This window comes from Phytohabitans maris (assembly GCF_031085175.1).
Taxonomy (GTDB): Bacteria; Actinomycetota; Actinomycetes; order Mycobacteriales; family Micromonosporaceae; genus Phytohabitans; species Phytohabitans maris.
Map to the genome: position 1 here is coordinate 19515 of NZ_JAVHUY010000014.1, position 17617 is coordinate 37131.

The 17617-nt window shown below is 74.0% G+C and carries 15 protein-coding genes and 1 pseudogene; 13 read left to right on the plus strand and 3 right to left on the minus strand.

All coding sequences use genetic code 11. The features are described from left to right. The first annotated feature begins 103 nt into the window (after positions 1-103). From RB614_RS16390 to RB614_RS16435, 10 genes and pseudogenes are all read left to right on the plus strand, one after another. Positions 104-1333 (plus strand): metal-dependent hydrolase family protein, encoded by a 1230-nt coding sequence (locus tag RB614_RS16390; RefSeq protein ID WP_308713364.1) that lies wholly within the window; start codon positions 104-106, stop codon positions 1331-1333. Positions 1334-1423: 90 nt separating this feature from the next. After that, positions 1424-3016 (plus strand): ABC transporter substrate-binding protein, encoded by a 1593-nt coding sequence (locus RB614_RS16395; protein ID WP_308713365.1) that lies wholly within the window; start codon positions 1424-1426, stop codon positions 3014-3016. Continuing rightward, positions 3013-4038 (plus strand): ABC transporter permease, encoded by a 1026-nt coding sequence (locus tag RB614_RS16400; RefSeq protein WP_308713366.1) that lies wholly within the window; start codon positions 3013-3015, stop codon positions 4036-4038. Before RB614_RS16395 ends, RB614_RS16400 begins: the two co-directional genes overlap by 4 nt. 5 nt (positions 4039-4043) lie before the next feature. Continuing rightward, a complete protein-coding gene (locus tag RB614_RS16405; RefSeq protein WP_308713367.1) occupies positions 4044-5921 on the plus strand; it encodes a dipeptide/oligopeptide/nickel ABC transporter permease/ATP-binding protein in 1878 nt (625 codons plus the stop codon). Next, entirely contained in the window at positions 5918-6673 is a 756-nt protein-coding gene (locus tag RB614_RS16410; RefSeq protein ID WP_308713368.1) for an ABC transporter ATP-binding protein, read from the plus strand. The genes RB614_RS16405 and RB614_RS16410 overlap by 4 nt, the downstream gene beginning before the upstream one ends. 72 nt (positions 6674-6745) lie before the next feature. Further along, positions 6746-7543: pseudogene (locus RB614_RS16415) on the plus strand (alpha/beta fold hydrolase); the annotation flags it as partial. A 152-nt stretch (positions 7544-7695) separates the two neighbouring features. After that, positions 7696-8058, plus strand: coding sequence for a BlaI/MecI/CopY family transcriptional regulator (locus RB614_RS16420; protein ID WP_308713369.1), 363 nt, complete (start codon positions 7696-7698; stop codon positions 8056-8058). Beyond that, entirely contained in the window at positions 8055-8888 is an 834-nt protein-coding gene (locus RB614_RS16425) for a M56 family metallopeptidase (RefSeq protein WP_308713370.1), read from the plus strand. Before RB614_RS16420 ends, RB614_RS16425 begins: the two co-directional genes overlap by 4 nt. Positions 8889-9006: 118 nt before the next feature. After that, positions 9007-9201 carry a hypothetical protein gene (locus RB614_RS16430; RefSeq protein ID WP_308713371.1) on the plus strand — a complete coding sequence of 65 codons (195 nt, stop codon included), beginning with the start codon at positions 9007-9009 and terminating at the stop codon, positions 9199-9201. Positions 9202-9312: 111 nt separating this feature from the next. Continuing rightward, positions 9313-10743 (plus strand): PepSY-associated TM helix domain-containing protein, encoded by a 1431-nt coding sequence (locus tag RB614_RS16435; protein ID WP_308713372.1) that lies wholly within the window; start codon positions 9313-9315, stop codon positions 10741-10743. A 130-nt stretch (positions 10744-10873) separates the two neighbouring features. Here the strand turns inward: RB614_RS16435 and RB614_RS16440 are convergent, their stop codons facing one another. Together RB614_RS16440 and RB614_RS16445 are read right to left on the minus strand one after the other, a co-directional pair. After that, positions 10874-11848, minus strand: coding sequence for an alpha/beta hydrolase (locus RB614_RS16440; protein WP_308713373.1), 975 nt, complete (start codon positions 11846-11848; stop codon positions 10874-10876). Between the two features lie 17 nt (positions 11849-11865). Beyond that, entirely contained in the window at positions 11866-12708 is an 843-nt protein-coding gene (locus tag RB614_RS16445; RefSeq protein WP_308713374.1) for an alpha/beta hydrolase, read from the minus strand. 147 nt (positions 12709-12855) lie between these two features. Between RB614_RS16445 and RB614_RS16450 the strand changes: the two genes are divergently transcribed. Further along, on the plus strand, positions 12856-13866 hold the full coding sequence (locus tag RB614_RS16450) for a helix-turn-helix domain-containing protein (RefSeq protein ID WP_308713375.1): 1011 nt from the start codon (positions 12856-12858) through the stop codon (positions 13864-13866). Between the two features lie 67 nt (positions 13867-13933). Continuing rightward, a complete protein-coding gene (locus RB614_RS16455) occupies positions 13934-16243 on the plus strand; it encodes a HelD family protein (RefSeq protein ID WP_308713376.1) in 2310 nt (769 codons plus the stop codon). Positions 16244-16282: 39 nt separating this feature from the next. Here the strand turns inward: RB614_RS16455 and RB614_RS16460 are convergent, their stop codons facing one another. Further along, the gene (locus RB614_RS16460) at positions 16283-16939 is read right to left on the minus strand and encodes an FMN-dependent NADH-azoreductase (protein WP_308713377.1); all 657 of its coding nucleotides are present in this window, start codon (positions 16937-16939) and stop codon (positions 16283-16285) included. 120 nt (positions 16940-17059) lie between these two features. Between RB614_RS16460 and RB614_RS16465 the strand changes: the two genes are divergently transcribed. Further along, entirely contained in the window at positions 17060-17530 is a 471-nt protein-coding gene (locus RB614_RS16465; protein WP_308713378.1) for a MarR family winged helix-turn-helix transcriptional regulator, read from the plus strand. Positions 17531-17617 lie beyond the last annotated feature (87 nt).

A 17617-nucleotide genomic window follows, 5' to 3' on the forward strand; every position in this document is an offset into this window, starting at 1 on the left:
ATACCGGCCGACGATCCTCAGACATGCGAGAAGGTTACATGAGAAAAGACAGTGTTGCGCCCAGCGCTATACTCCTGCGAAAAGATCAAGCTCGGAGGTGGCCATGGCGAGGACCCTGCTGACCGGTGCCCGCATCTTCGACGGGACCGGCGCGGACCTGCGCGCGCAGGACCTCGTGATCGACGGCGAGACGCTCCGGCTCGGCGCCGGCGAAGGGGCCGAGGAGACCGTCGACCTCACCGGACTCACCGTACTGCCCGGCTTCGTCGACGCGCACGTACACGTCTGCCTCAGCAACCTGGACCTGATGGCCAACCTGGGGTACCCGTTCTCGTACCAGTTCTTCCTCGCCGAGCGGAACCTGCGCCGCACCCTCGACGCCGGGGTCACCACCGTGCGCGACGCCTCCGGCGCCGACCTGGGCATCCAGCGGGCGGTGGACGACGGCCTGATCGACGGCCCGGCCCTGCGCATCTCGATCATCGCGCTCAGCCAGACCGGCGGGCACGGCGACCACTGGCTGCCCAGCGGCAACGCCCCGGAGATCCTGCTGGAACACCCGGGCCGCCCGTCCGGCATCGTCGACGGCCCGGACGAGGCCCGCAAGCGGGTGCGCGAGCTGATCCGCGACGGCGCCAACTTCATCAAGGTGAACACCTCCGGTGGCGTCTTCTCGCCCCGCGACAACCCGGCGCACGCCCACTTCACCCAGGAGGAGCTGGACGCCATCGTCGGCGAGGCGGCCCGGGTGGACGTACCGGCGATGGCGCACGCCCACGGCTCGGCCGGCATCAAGGCCGCGATCCGGGCCGGCGTCCGCTCCGTCGAGCACGGCACCGACCTGGACGACGAGGCGATCACGCTGATGCTGGAGCGGGGCACGTGGCTGGTGCCGACGCTCGGGGTCAGCCAGTTCATCGTGGACCGGATCGACCAGGGCGCCGCGGTCGCGCCCGGCATCGCCGAGAAGGCCCGGGCCAACCACGCGATGCGCGCCGACTCGTTCAAGCGGGCCGTGGAGGCCGGCGTGCGCATCGCGATGGGCTCCGACGCGGCCGCCGAGATGCACGGCCGGAACCTGGTCGAGCTGCGGCTGATGGCCGAGGGCGGGCTCGCGCCGCTGGCCGTGCTGGAGGCGGCCACCCGCTCCGCGGCGCAGCTGCTCGGCATCGCCGACCGGGTCGGCACGATCGCCGACGGCAAGCAGGCGGACCTGGTGGTGGTCGCCGGCGATCCGCTGGACTTCGCCGCCTACCCGGAGAACATCGTTCGCGTGTACCGGAAGGGAAAACTGGTCCGGCGGCGGACTCCGCCGTCCGGCCAGGCTGTGTAACTCCCTGGTTAAGATTCCGCTTCCGGATCAAGTTTTTCCGTCTGACGCAATAGCATAGCGCTCAACGCAACACTCTCCGGAGGCCTGGCAATGAGAAGACCACAGCTTCTGGCCGCGGCGGGCCTCGCGCTCGCCCTGGCGGCCACCTCGGCGTGCTCGGATAGCGACGACGGCGGCGGCTCGGGCGCGAACGGGAACTTCGCCAGCGGCGGCACGTTCACCTTCGCAGTCGCGGGCGACCCCGGCACCCTCAACCCGCTGAACAACACCGCGACGACGGCCAACTGGCTGTTCCGCTTCCTGTACCAGCCGCTCGTCGTCCGCGAGGAGGACGGCTCGGTCGGGCCCGGCCTCGCCACGAAGTGGGACTTCGACGGCACCAAGGCCGTCTTCACGATCGACCCGAACGCGACCTGTTCGGACGGCAGCAAGATCACGCCGAGCGTCATCGCGAAGAACTTCGCCTGGGTCAAGGAGCCGAAGAACACCTCGACCGTCATCGGGGCGACGCTGCCCAACCGCGACTTCACGTTTGCGGCCGACGACGCGGCGGGCACCTTCACGCTCACCCTCAACGGCCCCTTCAGCAACCTGCTCCCCTCGCTGTCGTTCATGCACCAGGCCTGCGGCGCCGGCGCCGACAACCCGGCCGGCCTCACCACGAGCAGCAGCGGCTCCGGCCCGTTCGTGCTGAAGACCGCGACGCCCAACAGCGAGTACGTGATGACCAAGCGGGACGGCTTCCCCGGCAACGACGCGGCCGGCGTGCCCGACCAGGTGGTCATGAAGATCGTCGACAGCGAGTCGACGGCGGCCAACCTGCTGCTCTCCGGCGCGATCAACGCGGCGGTCGTCAACGGCCAGGACCGGGCGCGGCTGACCGCGGCCGGCGCCACCGAGAAGACGTACACCAGCGGCGGCGTGGTCGTCTCGTTCAACCACCGGGAGGGGCGGATCACCGCGGACAAGGCGGTCCGGGTCGCGCTCACCCAGGCGCTCGACCGGGGCCCGGTGGCCAAGGTCGTCACCCAGGGGCTGCTGCCCGAGGCCGGTACCAGCGTGTCGGCCGCGCAGCCGCAGATCTGCGACGACTCCTCGGCCGCCGCGGCGATCCCGAGCTTCGACACGGCCGCCGCCGAGGCGACGCTGACCGCCGACGGCTGGACCAAGGGCGGCGACGGCGTGCTGACCAAGGGCGGCAAGCAGCTCACGTTCCAGCTCGGCTACAGCACCGCGACGCCGGGTGCGGCCGCGGCGGCGGAGCTGATGGCGGACGCGTTCGGCAAGATCGGCGCCAAGGCCACGATCTCCCCGTTCGCCCAGGCCGACTACACTCAGCGGGTCTTCTCCACCGGTGACTACGACGTGATGCTCCAGCAGTTCAGCAACCCGTTCCCGTCCACGCTCATCGGGCTGCTCGCCGGCCCGTTCCCGCCGGACGGCACCAACGCGGGGCACGTGGCCAACAAGACGTACGCCGACGCGGTCGCCGCCGCGCGGACCGCGACCACCCAGGAAGCGGCCTGCCAGAACTGGACCGCGGCGTCGAAGGCGCTCTTCGAGGAGGCGGACATGATCCCGATCGCGAGCTGGCCCACCAACTGGGTGGTCAAGAACGCCGTGATGGAGACGCTGGGCGGGCGCCCGATCGCCGAGAGCGTCCGGCTCCTGCAGCCGAAGTGACGACGAGCACGGCGGAGGTCGGCAAGCGCCCGGCCTCCGCCGGCCGCCGCGTCCGCCCCACCGAGGGGCGGAAGACCCCAGGCTGGGTACGGGGCCTCGCCTGGAAACTGCTCCGCCTGGTCATCTCGATCTGGGCGGTGCTCACGCTGACGTTCCTGATGATCCAGTTCATCCCCGGCGACCCGGTGCGGCTGGCCCTCGGGCCGGACGCGCCGGCGAGCCTGGTCGAGGAGCGGCGCCAGCAGCTCGGCCTCGACCAGCCCTTGATCGTGCAGTACTTCGACTACTGGGGGCGGATGCTCACCGGCGACTTCGGCGACTCGCTACTCACCCAGCAGCCGGTCAGCCTGCTCGTCGAGGCCCGGATCGGCAACACCGCCACGATCGTGGCGCTGTCGCTGGTGGCCACCTCGGTCGTCGCCATCCTCGGCGGCCTGCTCGTCGGCATCGCCACCCACCGCGGCCGGCGGCCGACGCTGCGGACCGGGTTCACCCTGGCCACCGGCATCGCCGCCGCGCTGCCCGACTTCCTCGTCGCGGTCGGGCTCGTCTTCCTGTTCGCGGTGACGTTCACGATCTTCCCGGTGGCCGGCGCCGCCGGCGCCGACTCCTTCGTCCTGCCCACCCTCGCGATCACCCTGGGCTCCGCGGCCACGATGATGCGCGTGGTGCGTTCCTCCACCGCCGTGGTACTCGACCAGGACTACCTGCTCGTCGCCCGCGCGAAGCGGCTGCCGGCCACCCGCGTGTACCTGCGGCACGGCCTGCCCAACCTGCTCACCGCCGCGCTCACCCTCGGCGGCCTGCAGCTCGGCACGGTGGTGACCGGCACCATCGTCGTGGAGAACGTCTTCGCGATCCCCGGCCTCGGCACCGCGCTCGTGCAGGCGCTCATCACCCGCGACTACCCGGTCGTGCAGACCATCATGGTGCTGCTCGCCGGCACGGTGCTCATCCTCAACCTGCTGATCGACGTCGCCCTCGGCGCGCTCGACCCGCGCTCCAAGCGGCAGAGGAGCTGACCCCGATGCGCCGACAGCTCCGCACCGTCTTCTCCACCGTCACCGGCAGCGTCGCGGCGGTACTGCTGCTCCTGCTCGTCCTGCTCGCGATCTTCGGCCCGATCATCTGGTCCGGCAAGGCGAACGCGATCGACGTCGCCAAGGCGTGGCAGCCGCCGAGCGGCGAGCACTGGTTCGGCACCGACGAGCTCGGCCGCGACATGTTCGCCCGGAGCCTGGTCGCCACCCGCCTCTCCCTGCTCAGCGCGGTCGCCGCCAGCGGCATCGCGATCGTCGTCGGCGTACCGGTCGGGCTGCTCGCCGCCATGTTCGGGCCGCGGCTGACCAGCGCCTTCCAGTCGGTCGTCAACGTCTCGATCGCGTTCCCCGCGCTGCTCACCGCGATGTTCGTCGGCACCGTCATCGGCATCGGCGTACCCGGCGCGATCCTCGGCGTCGGCATCGCCATGGCGCCGATGTTCGCCCGGCTCACCCAGACCCTCACCGCCTCGGTGATCTCGCTGGACTACGTCGCCGCCGCGCGCACCATGGGCGTACCGCTGCGCCGGCTCGTCGGCCGGCACGTGCTGGCCAACGTCGCCGAGCCGCTCGTCATCACCGCCACCACCTCGGTCGGCACCTCGCTGCTCGGCATCTCCGCGCTCAGCTTCCTCGGCCTCGGCGCGCGCCCCCCGCAGTACGACTGGGGCGGCCTGCTCAGCACCGGCCTCAAGGCCATCTACACCAGCCCGATGGCGGCGATCGGGCCGGGCACGCTGATCGCCCTCTCCGGCATCGTGTTCAGCCTCCTCGGCGAGGTGATCGCCGGCGCGTTCGGCGACAACCAGTCCAACCGCCGGTTCGGCCGGGTCGCCCGGGCGATGGCCGCGGCGGCCCGGCGCCTTTCGGCCAAGCCCGCCTCCCCGTCCGACGCCCTGCTGGACGTGGCGAACCTCCGGGTCGGCTTCCCCTCCGAAAACGGCGAGCTGCCCGCCGTACGGGGCGTGTCGCTGCGGGTCGCCGCCGGCGAGCGGGTCGGCATCGTGGGGGAGTCCGGCTCCGGCAAGAGCGTCAGCGTGATGGCGATCGCCCAGCTCGTCGAGCACCCGGCCGTGGTCACCGCCGACCGGCTCCGGTTCCTCGGCACCGAACTGTCCACGATGGCCCCCGCCGCCCGCCGCCGCTTCCTCGGCACCAACCTGGCCATGGTCTTCCAAAACCCGATGAGCAGCCTCAACCCGGCGATGCGGATCGGCACCCAGCTCGCCGAGGTGGCCCAGGTCCACTCCGGACTGTCCGCTTCGGACGCCCGCACCCGGGCCGCGGACCGGCTCGCCGAGGTGGGGATCGCCGACGCCGGCCACCGGCTGCGGCAGTACCCGCACGAGTTCTCCGGCGGCATGCGGCAGCGGGCGATGATCGCGATGGGGCTGATGGAGACCCCCCGCCTCATCATCGCGGACGAGCCGACCACCGCCCTCGACGTCACCGTGCAGCGGCAGATCCTCGACCTGCTGCTGGCCATCAACCGCGACGCCGGCGCCGCGATCCTGCTCATCTCCCACGACATCTCGGTCATCGCCAACGTCTGCGAACGGGTCGTCGTCATGTACGCCGGTGTCGTCGTGGAGGACCTGCCGGTGGCGAGCCTGCTGCGGGCGGCCGCACACCCGTACACCCGGGCGCTGATCGCCTCGGTGCCGGACATGACCACCGACCGCGACGCCGACCTCGCCACGATCCCCGGGCGCCCACCCGCGCTGGACGACCTGCCCACCGGGTGCCCGTTCGCGAGCCGGTGCGCGTTCGCCACCGACGAGTGCGTGGCCCAGATGCCGCCGCTGGCCCCGATGGCCGACGGCCACCTGGCGGCGTGCTGGCACCCCCAGGGAGGTGCGTTATGAGTGGTGGACTGGTGGTCCGCGGGCTGACGGTCCGGTATGGCGGGCGGACGGTCGTGGACGGCGTGGACCTCGACGTGGTCGACGGGCGCGTGCTCGGCCTGGTCGGCGAGTCCGGATCCGGCAAGTCCACCATCGCCCGCGCCGTGCTCGGCCTGGCCCCGGTGCACGCCGGCGCGATCACCGTCGGCGGGCAGGAGGTCCGCCGGCTCTCCGCCCGCGAACGGGCCCGCCGGGTGCAGATGGTCTTCCAGGACCCGTTCGGCTCGCTCAACCCGCGGATGTCCGTCGGCGGCATCATCCGCGAGGGCCTGGAGGCGCTCGGCGACCTTCCCGCCCGCGAACGCGCCGCCGAGGTCACCCGCCTGCTGGAGCTCGTGTCACTCTCACCCGACCTGGCCCAGCGCCTGCCCCGCCGCCTCTCCGGCGGCCAGCGGCAGCGGGTCGCGATCGCCCGCGCCCTCGCCGCCCGCCCCGGCGTGCTGATCGCCGACGAGATCACCTCCGCGCTCGACGTGTCGGTCCAGGCCCAGGTGCTCAACGTGCTGCGCGGCATCCTCGCCGCCGAACGCTTCTCGATGCTGTTCATCTCGCACAACCTCGCCGTCGTCCGCTACATCAGCGACGACATCGCCGTGATGCGCGACGGCGTCATCGTCGAGACCGGCCCGGTCGACGAGGTGCTCGCCGCACCCCGCCACCCGTACACCCGCGAGCTCCTGGACGCCATCCCCCAACTCCACCCCACCGCCTGACCGGCGCCTGTAGACCCTAGGGGTCGCCTCAGGGGCCGTCCGGATGTCGCCGGCGCGGGTGCGGCGTCCAGGATGGTCGTCGTGAAAGCTCGTGGTCCCGCCGCCGTCCTCGCCGGTATGCTCGCCGCCGCGCCCGCGTCGGCGTCCGCGCCACCGATCGCCTGGCATCCGTGCGCCGACGACCTGCCGGGCGTGCCGGTCGATCCGGCCGTCGGCTGCGCCACGCTGACGCTGCCGGTCGACTGGGCCGAGCCGCGCGGCGCCACGTTCGAGCTGTCGGTGGCCCGCCGGCCGGCCCGCAAGCCGGCGCAGCGGGTGGGCAAGCTGGTCTTCGGCCCGGGCGGCCCCGGCGACTCGGGGGTGGAACGGGTCCGCCGCGGCGACCGGTTCAGCGACGAGCTGCTCGACCGGTTCGACATCGTCAGCTTCGACCCGCGCGGGGTCGCCCGCAGCGCCGCCCCGCGCTGCGCCCCCGACCCGACCGTGCCGCCCCCGCCCAAGCTGCTGACCAGCCAGGCCGACTTCGACGCCACGGTCGCCTAAAACCGGGCGCTCTGGGCGGCCTGCCGCCCGACCAGCCCGGTCTTCGACCACGCCGACACCCTCAGCACCGTGTACGACCTGGACGCGCTGCGCCGGGCCCTCGGCGAGCGGCGCCTGACGTTCCACGGCAGCTCGTACGGCACGCTGCTCGGCGCGCAGTACGCCGAACGCTTCCCCGGCCGGGTGCGGGCCGTCGTGCTGGAAGGCGTCTTCGACCACAGCCTCGGCGTGCGCCCGTTCGTCCGCACCCAGGCGGCGACGCTGCAGGACTCCTTCGACGAGTTCGTCGCCTGGTGCGACCGCGCGACCGACTGCGTCCTGCACGGCGCAGTCGGTCCAGGAGGCGCCGGTCGCCGTGCTGTCGCCGGAGCCCGCCGGCCGTCCGGCGCGCGGTGGGCCGCGAACGCGACCGATGGTGGCGCGGACGTTACGCATGGGTGCCCTCGCGCGTTGAGCGAGCGGGGACCTGGAGGTGAGCGGTGAGGGGACACCGTGCGCATGGCGCGCTGGCCGCCGAGGTCGTGGCGGCCCTCGGGGCCGCGCAGGCACCACTCAGCCCGACCGAGGTGCAGGCGGCACTGGGGTCGGAGCAGGGCGAAGAGAAGGTGCGCGCGACGCTTGTGCGGCTGTGGGAGATGGGGGTGGTGGCCCGCCGGCCCGAGGAGGGGCGGGGCCACGTGTACTGGCCGATGCGGGACGCGGCGGCCGATGCCGCGAGTCGCATGCGGTCCGCGCTGGCGGCGCGCAGGCCCAGACGGGCGGCGCTGCGCCAGTTCGTGGCGGGGCTGAGGGTGGCCGACGTCGAGGTGCTGCGGGCGTTGCTGGTCCGGTCGGGGCCATGAGCCTCGCCGTGCCGCTGCCCGTCGCGCTGTCGCTGCTGCTGTCGATACTGGCGCCCCGGGCGGTGCGGCGCACGGCGCCCGCGGCCGCCGCCCGCGGCCTGATGGTCGCGGCGGTGGTGACGTCCGGCGCGTACGCGGTCTGCCTGCTGATGCTCGCCTCCACGCTGGTCGAGGACCTGCTGCCGCTGTCTACTGAGGACAGTGGCGCCGGCCCGCTCGCCGCGGTCGCCGCGGTGCTGCTGGCCTGGGGGCTGTGGCGGCTGGCCGGCGACCTGACCGTGCGCCGGGCCATGCGCCGCCGCCTGCGCGGCGTCGGGCGCCCGCGCGGCGGCGGCCTGGTCGTGGCCGAGTGGGACGAGCCGCACGCGTTCGCCGTGCCCGGCCGGCCGGGCCACGTCCTGGTCACCACCGGCATGCTGCGGGCGCTGGACGCGGGCGAGCGGCGGGCGATGCTCGCCCACGAACGCGCCCACCTGGCCCGCCACCACGACCGGCTGGTGTCCTGGGCGGCGGCCGCCGCGGCGGTCGACCCGTTCCTGGCGCCGGTCCGCGAGGAGGTCGCCCACCAGGCCGAACGGTGGGCCGACGAGGAGGCCGCCGTCGTGGTCGGCGACCGCGCCCTGGTCGCCCGCGCCCTCGCCCGCGCCGCGCTCGCGGGCCGGCGGCCGCCGCCGGCGCCCTCCGGCTCGGGCGGGTCCGGCGTGGTCCATCGGGTACGGGCGCTGGGTCACCCCGCCCCGGACGGTGAGCGGGGGCTCGTGCTCCTGCTCACGCTCGCCGCGGTCGCGCTGGCCGAGGTCGCCGTCGTCGCGGTCGCCTGGCTGGCCTGACCCGTGCGGGAAAGGCCGGGCACGGCCGTGCGGGACTGTCCACTGGGGACGGAAATTGATCTTCTCGCACCGGCTGTGCGACGGCTCAGCCGAGCGATGGTCCAGGATGGAGCCGAGGTTGACCAGGGGGGAGTGGATGGGCGTGCACGAGGACGAACCGGACGACGACGGCGAGGTCGAGGCGTTCCCGTTTCGGCTGGGTCCACCCAACCGGGGCCGGCACCGGGATCCGATGCCGCAGGCGCACGGGCTCGGGCGGCACCGCACCGTCACGGCGCGGCACGAGGGCCGCGGCGGCAACGACCGGGGCTGAGCCTGGCCGGGCGGCCGGAAAATCGTCCGGAACCCATGCCCGGCGGCGGCCGACTACCTCCATGTCGTACCCGCGGCGGCGTCCGGGCCGCCCGAGAGACCTGGAGCCCCCGTGTCCGTCACCACCCGCCCGCTGCCCGCGGCCGGCACCGCCGCCCCGCGCGAGCGCCGGTCGCTCGGCCCGCTCGTGCTGCGGCTGCACTTCTACGCCGGCGTGCTCGTGGCGCCGTTCCTGGTCGTCGCCGCGCTGACCGGCCTCGCGTTCGTCTTCTCGCCGCAGCTGGACCGCCTCGTCTACGCCCACGAGCTGAGCGCCGACCCGGGCGCCGGTCCGCCCCGCCCGCTGGCCGAGCAGGTGGCCGCCGCGCGTACCGCCCACCCCGGCGGTGACCTCGCCTCGGTCTTCCCGCCGGTCGAGGCGACCGATACGACCCGGGTGGTCTTCTCCCTGCCGGAGCTGGGGGAGAAGCAGCACACCGTGTACGTGGACCCGTACACGAACGAGGTCCGCGGCACCCTCACCACCTGGTTCGGCGAGACGCCGCTGATGACCTGGCTGGACGACCTGCACCGCAACCTGCACCTGGGCGTGGTGGGGCGGCACTACTCGGAGGTCGCGGCGAGCTGGCTGTGGGTCGTCGTCCTGGGTGGACTGTGGCTGTGGCTGCGTCGACAGTGGACCGGCCGGCGCCGCCTGCGCCGTACCGTGCTGCCCGACCTGGCCGCCGGCGTCGGCGTACGCCGCACGAGGAGCTGGCACGCCGCGACCGGTGTCTGGCTCGCGGTCGGCCTGCTCGCCCTCTCCGCGACCGGCCTGACCTGGTCCCGGTACGCCGGCGGCAACTTCGATGTGCTCCAGGAGGGCCTGAACGCGCACAGCCCCGCCCTGGAGACCGCGCTGCCCGGCGGCGCGGCCGAGGGCGGCGGGCACCACGCCGACCCGGTCGCCGGTGGCGGCGGCGCCGATCCGTCCCATGTGGACCGGGTGACGATCGCCGCCCGGCGGGCCGGACTGACCGGTGTCGTCGAGGTCACGTTCCCGGCCGAGCCGGGCGCCGCGTGGGTGGTCGCCCAGGACGACCCGAGCTGGCCGACCGGGTGGGACCGGGCCGCAATCGACCCGGCCACCGGTGCGGTCGTGGCGCGCAGCGACTTCGCCGACTGGCCGCTGCTCGCCCAGCTCGCCAAGCTGGGCGTCGCCTTCCACATGGGATTCCTCTTCGGCCTTCTCAACCAGCTGCTGCTGGCCGCCCTGGCGATCGGACTGCTCTGCGTGATCGTCTGGGGGTACCGGATGTGGTGGCAGCGCCGCCCGACCCGCGCCGACCGCGCCGCGCTCCTCGGCACCCCACCGGCTCGCGGCGCCTGGCGCCGGACCCACCCGGCCGCCGCGGTCGCGGCGCTGCTGGTGGCGGTCGCGGTGGGCTGGGCGCTGCCGATGCTCGGCGTCACGCTCGCCGCGTTCCTGCTGGTCGACCTGATCCTCGGCGCGGCCCGGCGGCGGCGCGCGGGCCGCGCGGTCCCGACCTCCCCACCTCTGTGATCGAAGCTCCCGGCAAGTCGTTAGAAAGACTTGACGGGAGCGTCGATCACGGCCCGGCACCGGCCCCCCCGCCCCGCCGACCCACCCCCTGCCCGGCCCCCCCCACCACGGCCCGTCACCGTCCGCCGGCTCAGCCGGGCGGCCGCGGGTGGAGGCCGGCGCGCAGGAACGCGCCGGCCTGCGCGACCGCGGCCCGGGCGGCCGGCGTGTCGTGCAGCGCGTTGAGCATGACGAAGTCGTGGATGATCCCGCCGTACCGCACCGCCGTCGTGGGGACGCCCGCCGCTCTCAGCTTCGCCGCGTACGCCTCGCCCTCGTCGCGCAGCACGTCCGCCTCGGCGGTGACGACCAGGGCCGGCGGCAGGTCGCGCAGCTGGTCCAGGGTGGCCCGCAGCGGCGAGGCGGTGACCTGGGCGCGCTCGGCCTCGTCGGTCGTGTACTGGTCCCAGAACCAGCGCATCCCCTCCAGCGTCAGGAAGTAGCCCTCGGCGAAGCGCCGGTACGACTCGGTGTCGAAGGACGCGTCGGTGACCGGGTAGAAGAGCACCTGGCGCACGAACGACACGTCGCCGCGCTCCTTGGCCAGCAGGGTCAGCGCGGCGGACATGTTGCCGCCGACCGAGTCGCCGGCGACCGCCAGGCGGGACGGGTCGAGCCCGGCGGCGGCACCCTCGCGGGCCACCCAGGCGGCCACCGCGTAGCACTGTTCGAGGGCCACCGGGTAGCGGGCCTCGGGGGAGCGGTCGTACTCGGGGAAGACGACCGCGGCGTGCGCGCCGACCGCGAGGTCGCGGACCAGCCGGTCGTGGGTGTGCGCGTTGCCGAAGACCCAGCCGGCGCCGTGCGCGTACAGGATGACCGGCAGCGTCCCCGCGGCGCCGGCCGGCCGGACCACGCGGACCCGGACCTGGCCGGTCGGTCCACCCTCCACAGTGGTCCACTCGTCGTTCACGTCGGGTTTGGCGATCGGGCTGTCCTGCACCTCGTCGACGGCCTTGCGCCCCTCGGCGGGTGGCAGCTGGTACAGGAACGGCGGGCTGGCGGTCGCCTCGGCGAACGCCAGCGCGGCCGGCTCGAGCGACAGCTGGTGCGGGTTGGCGGGCATGGCGGTACCTCCGGGGGTCAGCTCGGCAGGTGGGTCCGGACGAAGGTGAGCGCGGTCGTGGCCACCTCCGGCCAGCCGTCGTCGATGGTCAGCGAGTGGCCGCGGTCGGGGATCTCGACGATCTCGGTGACGCCGGGGTTGCGCTCCTGCCGCTTGAACGCCGCGTGCGTGACCGACCAGGGGATGGTGTGGTCCTTCTCGCCGGAGATCAGCAGCAGCGGCCCGCGCTCCGGGTTCTTGCTGTCCACCCGCACCTCGGTGAACGGGTTGAGGTTGGCCGCCACCGCCTGGAAGATCGGCACACCGGCCGCGGCGACGTGGAACTCCTCGTACAGCCGCTTCGCCTCCGGCTCGCCCAGCGCGTTCGCCCAGCCGTAGGTGAACTGCTCGAAGGTGAGCGTGACCGCCCGGTTGATGTTGGCGGGGTTGGCCAGCACCGCCGCCGACGACCGGATCGACGAGGGCGGCACGGGCAGTACCCCGCGGAACGGCGCCGGGTCGATCGCCACGGTCACCGCCGCCGCCCCCTCCCCGGCGATCTTCTGGGCGATGAGCCCGCCGAACGAGTGCCCGACCACCGCCGGCTTGGCGGTCAGCCGGCCGATCGCGTCCAGGTAGTGGTCGGTGACCTGCCGCACCATCTTGTGCGCGAACACGTCCGGGTCGCGCCGCGCCTCGGCCACCGTCTCCGGGTCGTCCGGCCAGCCCGGGGCGATCGTGGCCAGGCCCTCGCTCTCGTACATCCGGCGCCAGCGGTCCCAGCTGCTGGAGAGCAGCCAGAGGCCGTGTACGAACACGACCGGGGTCCGGCCGGAGGAGTTGGCCGACTCGATCTCGTCGAGCTCGCGCGCGGTGAGCATGGTCCCTCCCTGGTTCTGGTGACAACCGGGGACGCTAGGCGGGGCCGGTGGCCGCGGTCATGTACGGGCGTGCACAGAAGCTGGTCCAGCCCGCATCGCTCGGCCGACCGATTGTCGCGGCGCGGGGCCGCGTGGGAGCGTGCTCGCATGACGTCCCGCCAGCTGGCGACCGCCATCAGCACCGCCGGACTGCCCCCGCCGCACCGCGCCGAGGCGGTCCGTTCCCTGGTCTGGGAGTCGGTCGTCAAGGTCGAGATCGACCACCACGAGCCGCCCGAGCGGATCGCCGTCGACCTGCGCCTGGGCAGCCTCGGATCGCTGGGCGTCTGCGCGGTGCGGGCCACCTCCACGACCGTGCGCCGCACCGCGCGGCTGGCCCGCCGCGACGACGACCCGCCGATCTTCCTCGGGCTGCAGATGTCCGGCACCAGCATGGTCGTCCAGGACGGGCGAGAGGCGGTGCTGCACCCCGGCGACTTCGCGCTCTACGACACCGCCGGGGCGTACAGCCTGCTCTTCGGCGGCGGCATGGACGCGGTCTTCTTCCGCATCCCGCGCGCCACGCTGGGGCTGACCGCCCGCCAGCTGCACGACGTGACGGCGGTCGCGCTCGGCTCCGCCAGCGCGGTGGCCGAGCTGACCTCCGCGTACCTGACCCGGCTGGCCGTCACCGAGGCGCTGCCCTACGGCCGGCACGGCGTGCTGGTCGCCGAGCCCACGATAGACCTGGTCTGCGCCAGCGTCGCCGCCCACCTGGACGACCCGGACCTGCGTGGCGCGGCGGCGGCCAGCACGCTCCCGTTTCAGATCATGAGCTTTCTCCGCGCGCACCTGGCCGACCCGGAGCTGAGCCCGGCGACCGTCGCCGCCGCGCACCACATCTCGGTCCGGTACCTCTACCAGATCCTGGCCCGCTGCGGCGTGCGCTTCGGCGAGTGGGTGCGCCAGGCCCGACTGGAGGGCGCCCGCAAGGACCTCGCCCGCCCGGCCTACCGGTCCCTGACCATCGCGTCGGTCGGCCGCCGCTGGGGCTTCACCGACTCCAGCCACTTCAGCAAGGCATTCAAGCAGGAGTACGGCATGTCGCCGCGGGCTTGGCGCGAAGCCACCTTCAGTCTATCGGTCGCACAACCCCCTCCGAATCGCCCCGAATGCTGATTTCTCGGCCCTGACCTGGGCATACGCTCGCCGGGACGCCAATCGCGCAGGGACCCGGGGGAGCACTGTGCCCGACGCCAGAACGCAGGAGATCGCCGCCGAACAGCGGGTCGTCGACCGGGTGTACGCCCGGCTCGACGGGATGCGGGAGCGGGCGAAGGCGCTCGCCGCGGAAGGCCACGGCCGGGCGGCGGCCGGCACGCTGACCGGCCTCGTGGAGCGGGACGCGATGGTCCACCGGGCCGCCGCGCGGCTGCGCTCGGTCGACGCCGAGGCGGAAGGGCTGGTGTTCGGCCGGCTCGACCTCGACGACGGGGAGACCTACCACATCGGACGGCTGGGCGTGCGCGACGACGACCGCGAACCGCTCCTGGTCGACTGGCGGGCGCCGGCCGCCGCGCCGTTCTACCGCGCCACCTCCGGGCAGCCGCTCGGCGTGGTGCGCCGCCGGGTCATCATCTGCCGGGGCCAGCGGGTGGTCGACCTCGACGACGACGTGCTCAGCCCGGACCGGGCCGGCGAGCTCCAGGTGCTCGGCGAGGGCGCGCTGCTGGCCGCCCTGCGCCGCTCGCGCGGCGCGCACATGCGCGACATCGTCACCACCATCCAGCGCGAGCAGGACGAGGCCATCCGGGCGCCCGCGCGCGGCGTCACCCTGGTCACCGGCGGCCCGGGTACCGGCAAGACGCAGGTCGCGCTGCACCGGGCGGCGTACCTGCTCTACACCGACCGGGGCCGGTTCACCGACGGCCGCATCCTGGTGGTCGGGCCGTCCACGGTGTTCACCAGCTACATCAGCCGGGTCCTGCCCTCCCTCGGCGAGGAGAGCGTGCACCTGCGCGCCCTCGGCGAGCTCGTCGACGGGGTGACCGCCACCCGCCGCGACCCCGCCGCGCTCGCCGAGATCAAGGGCGGCGAGCGCATGTGCGGCGTCCTGGCCGAGCTCATGTGGCAGGCACCGCCGGCGGCACCGGACCGGCTGCGCCTGGTGTACGCGGGCCAGGTGCTCACCCTCGACGCCGCCGACCTGGCGGCCGCCCGCCGCCGGGTACGCCAGCGCTGCGCGGCGACGCGGACCCCGCCCAACGCGGCCCGCCCGCAGGCCGTGGCGGTCCTCCTGGACGCGCTCTGGTCCAAGGTGGACGGTGCGCACGTCGACCGTGGCCTGTTCGTCGAGGACGCCGGCGACCGGCCCGAGCTGCACCGGTTCCTGCGGGCCTGGTGGCCGCCGCTGACCCCGGCGGGCGTGCTGTCCTGGCTGGCCGACCCGGCCCGGGTGGTGGGGCTGCCGGCGCAGGCCGCCGCCCTGCTCGCCGCCTCCTACTCCGCCGGGCGCGGCGACCGGTCCGCTGCCTCCTCCGACGGCGGGCGCGACTGGTCGGTGGACGACGTGCCGTTGCTGGACGAACTCGCCGAGCTGCTCGGCGAGCCCCCGGCCGCACCGAGGGCGCCCGAGCCCGAATGGCGGCTGCGCGAGCTGACCACCGGCACCCGGACGGTGGACGACTTCGTGATCAGCTGCGGGCTGCGCGACGGCTGGGAGCTCTACGCGCCCGGACACCCCACGCCGATCGCCGCCGCCGGGCAGGCCATCGACAACGACGCGATCGTCGCCGCCCAGCGCTGGGCCGAGGCTCTCATCCTCCGCGAGGGGCACCGGGTGGTGGGCTGGAAGGACGGGTTCGACCCGCACGGCGAGGACGCGTACAAGGCGGTGCTGGCCGAGCCGCTGCCGGTCCAGGAGCCCGACGACGAGCCGCCCGCCGAGGACCGGTACCTCCACGTGATCCTGGACGAGGCCCAGGACCTGTCGCCGATGGAGTGCCGGATGGTCGCCCGCCGCGCCGAGTACGCCTCGATGACCGTGGTCGGCGACCTCGGCCAGGCCACCCATCCGCTCGCCGCCGGCTCCTGGCCGGAGCTGCTCGGCCGCCTCGGCAAGCGCGAGGTCCGGACCCTGGAGCTGCGCACCGGGTACCGGGTGCCGCGGGCGATCGCCGACTACGCCGCCCGCGCCCTCGCGCCTGGGATCGCGCCGACCCGCTCGTACCGCCCGGGCGGCACCCTGTCCGTGCGCCGGGTCGACGACCTGCGCGCCGCGGTCGGCGAGGAGGTGCGCCGGGCCCCGCGGGACGCGACCGTGGCGGTCGTCGTCGCCGACGCGTTCGCCCCGCGGGTCGACGCGCCGGGCGTCGCCGTGGTGCCGGCCAGCCTGGTGAAGGGCCTGGAGTACGACCACGTCGTCGTGGTCGAGCCGGCCGACATCGTGGACGCCGAGCCGCGCGGTCTCAACCGCCTGTACGTGGCGCTGACCCGCGCCGTCGCCGGCCTGGTTGTCCTGCACCACAAGCCGCTGCCCGCCGTGCTGCGCGGGTGAGGCGTCCGGCGCGGGTCGGCCCGTGACGGGACCCGCGGGTCAGACCGCGACCGGTACGGCGGCGCCGAGGGCTTGGCCGGCCTCCCGCGCGGCGTCGAGGGCCTGGGCGTGCATCTCGGCCGCGTCGTCGGTGAAGGCGTCGAGCGCCGGGTTGACCCCGACCAGGGTGAACTCCCGCTCCACGACGGTGAGGTCGGCTCCCCACATGTCGGCGATGACCCGGCGCAGGAAGGGCGTGGAGTGGTCCCAGCCGGCCCGCGGGGTGCCCGCGCCGTACGCGCCGCCGCGCACGGTGGCGAGCACGACCGGCTTGCCGGCCAGGAACGGGACGTCCTGGCTGAGCACGCGCGGGTCGGTCTGCAGCAGGTCGACGTACGTCTTGAAGTGCTGCGACACCCCGTAGTTGTAGAGCGGGACCGCGAAGAGGATCGCGTCGGCGGCGAGCAGTTCGTCCGCGAGGGTCCGGGCCAGCGCGATCGCGTCGCGCTGCGCGGCGGTGCGCTGGTCTTCCGGGGTGGCGCCACCCTGCACGGCGGCCGCCCAGGCGGTGGCCGGCAGCGGCTCGATGCCGACGTGACGCTGCACGACCGGGTCGCCGGGGTGGGTGGCGGTCCACTCCCGCTCGACGATGTCGGCGATCTCGCGGCTGGCCGAGCCGTGCGTACGGATGCTGGCGTCCAGGCGGAACAGGCCCACGAAGAGCTCCTCTCGATGTTCAAGGTTGAAGTCAGGCTAGCAGGCCCGGTTCAAGGTTGAACATAGGACCTGGGTCACGCCCGTTCAGGGCCGGCGGCCCCGGGGTCGTACGCTCGTGCCATGCCGGACGACGTGCGGTGGCTCACGGACAAGGAGCGGGTGGCCTGGCTGGCCCTGGCCGACCTCATGCTCCGGCTGCCCGCCGCGCTCGACGCCCAGCTGCTGCGCGACAGCGGCATCACGCTGTACGACTACTTCGTGCTCAGCAACCTGTCGATGCACCCCGAGCGCACCATGCGCCTCAGCGAGCTGGCGAGGATCACCAGCAGCTCCCTGTCCCGCCTCTCCAACGTGGTGAAGCGGCTCGAGCAGCGCGGCCTGCTGCGCCGCGAGCCCGACCCGGACAACGGCCGCTACACCAACGCGATCCTCACCGGCGCGGGCTGGGACCTGGTGGTCGCCGCCGCCCCGGCACACGTGGGTGCCGTGCGCGACTACGTCATCGACGGCCTCACCGACGAGCAGATCGAGACGCTCCGCTCCGTCGCCTGCCACGTGACCGAGCGGGTCCGCGAAAACGGCGCCTGCTAGGCCACCTCGCGGACGCTTCCGGACGGCCGGGGGCCGTGACCAGGGTAGGGTGGGGGCGGCGCGCCGGGAAGTCTGGTCGGCACTCGT

Coding starts and splice junctions, on each gene's coding strand:
- RB614_RS16465 (WP_308713378.1), top strand. CDS start 17,060: ATGCCGGACGACGTGCGGTGGCTCACGGACAAGGAGCGGGTGGCCTGG.
- RB614_RS16445 (WP_308713374.1), bottom strand. CDS start 12,708: ATGCTCACCGCGCGCGAGCTCGACGAGATCGAGTCGGCCAACTCCTCC.
- RB614_RS16450 (WP_308713375.1), top strand. CDS start 12,856: ATGACGTCCCGCCAGCTGGCGACCGCCATCAGCACCGCCGGACTGCCC.
- RB614_RS16425 (WP_308713370.1), top strand. CDS start 8,055: ATGAGCCTCGCCGTGCCGCTGCCCGTCGCGCTGTCGCTGCTGCTGTCG.
- RB614_RS16405 (WP_308713367.1), top strand. CDS start 4,044: ATGCGCCGACAGCTCCGCACCGTCTTCTCCACCGTCACCGGCAGCGTC.
- RB614_RS16440 (WP_308713373.1), bottom strand. CDS start 11,848: ATGCCCGCCAACCCGCACCAGCTGTCGCTCGAGCCGGCCGCGCTGGCG.
- RB614_RS16410 (WP_308713368.1), top strand. CDS start 5,918: ATGAGTGGTGGACTGGTGGTCCGCGGGCTGACGGTCCGGTATGGCGGG.
- RB614_RS16395 (WP_308713365.1), top strand. CDS start 1,424: ATGAGAAGACCACAGCTTCTGGCCGCGGCGGGCCTCGCGCTCGCCCTG.
- RB614_RS16390 (WP_308713364.1), top strand. CDS start 104: ATGGCGAGGACCCTGCTGACCGGTGCCCGCATCTTCGACGGGACCGGC.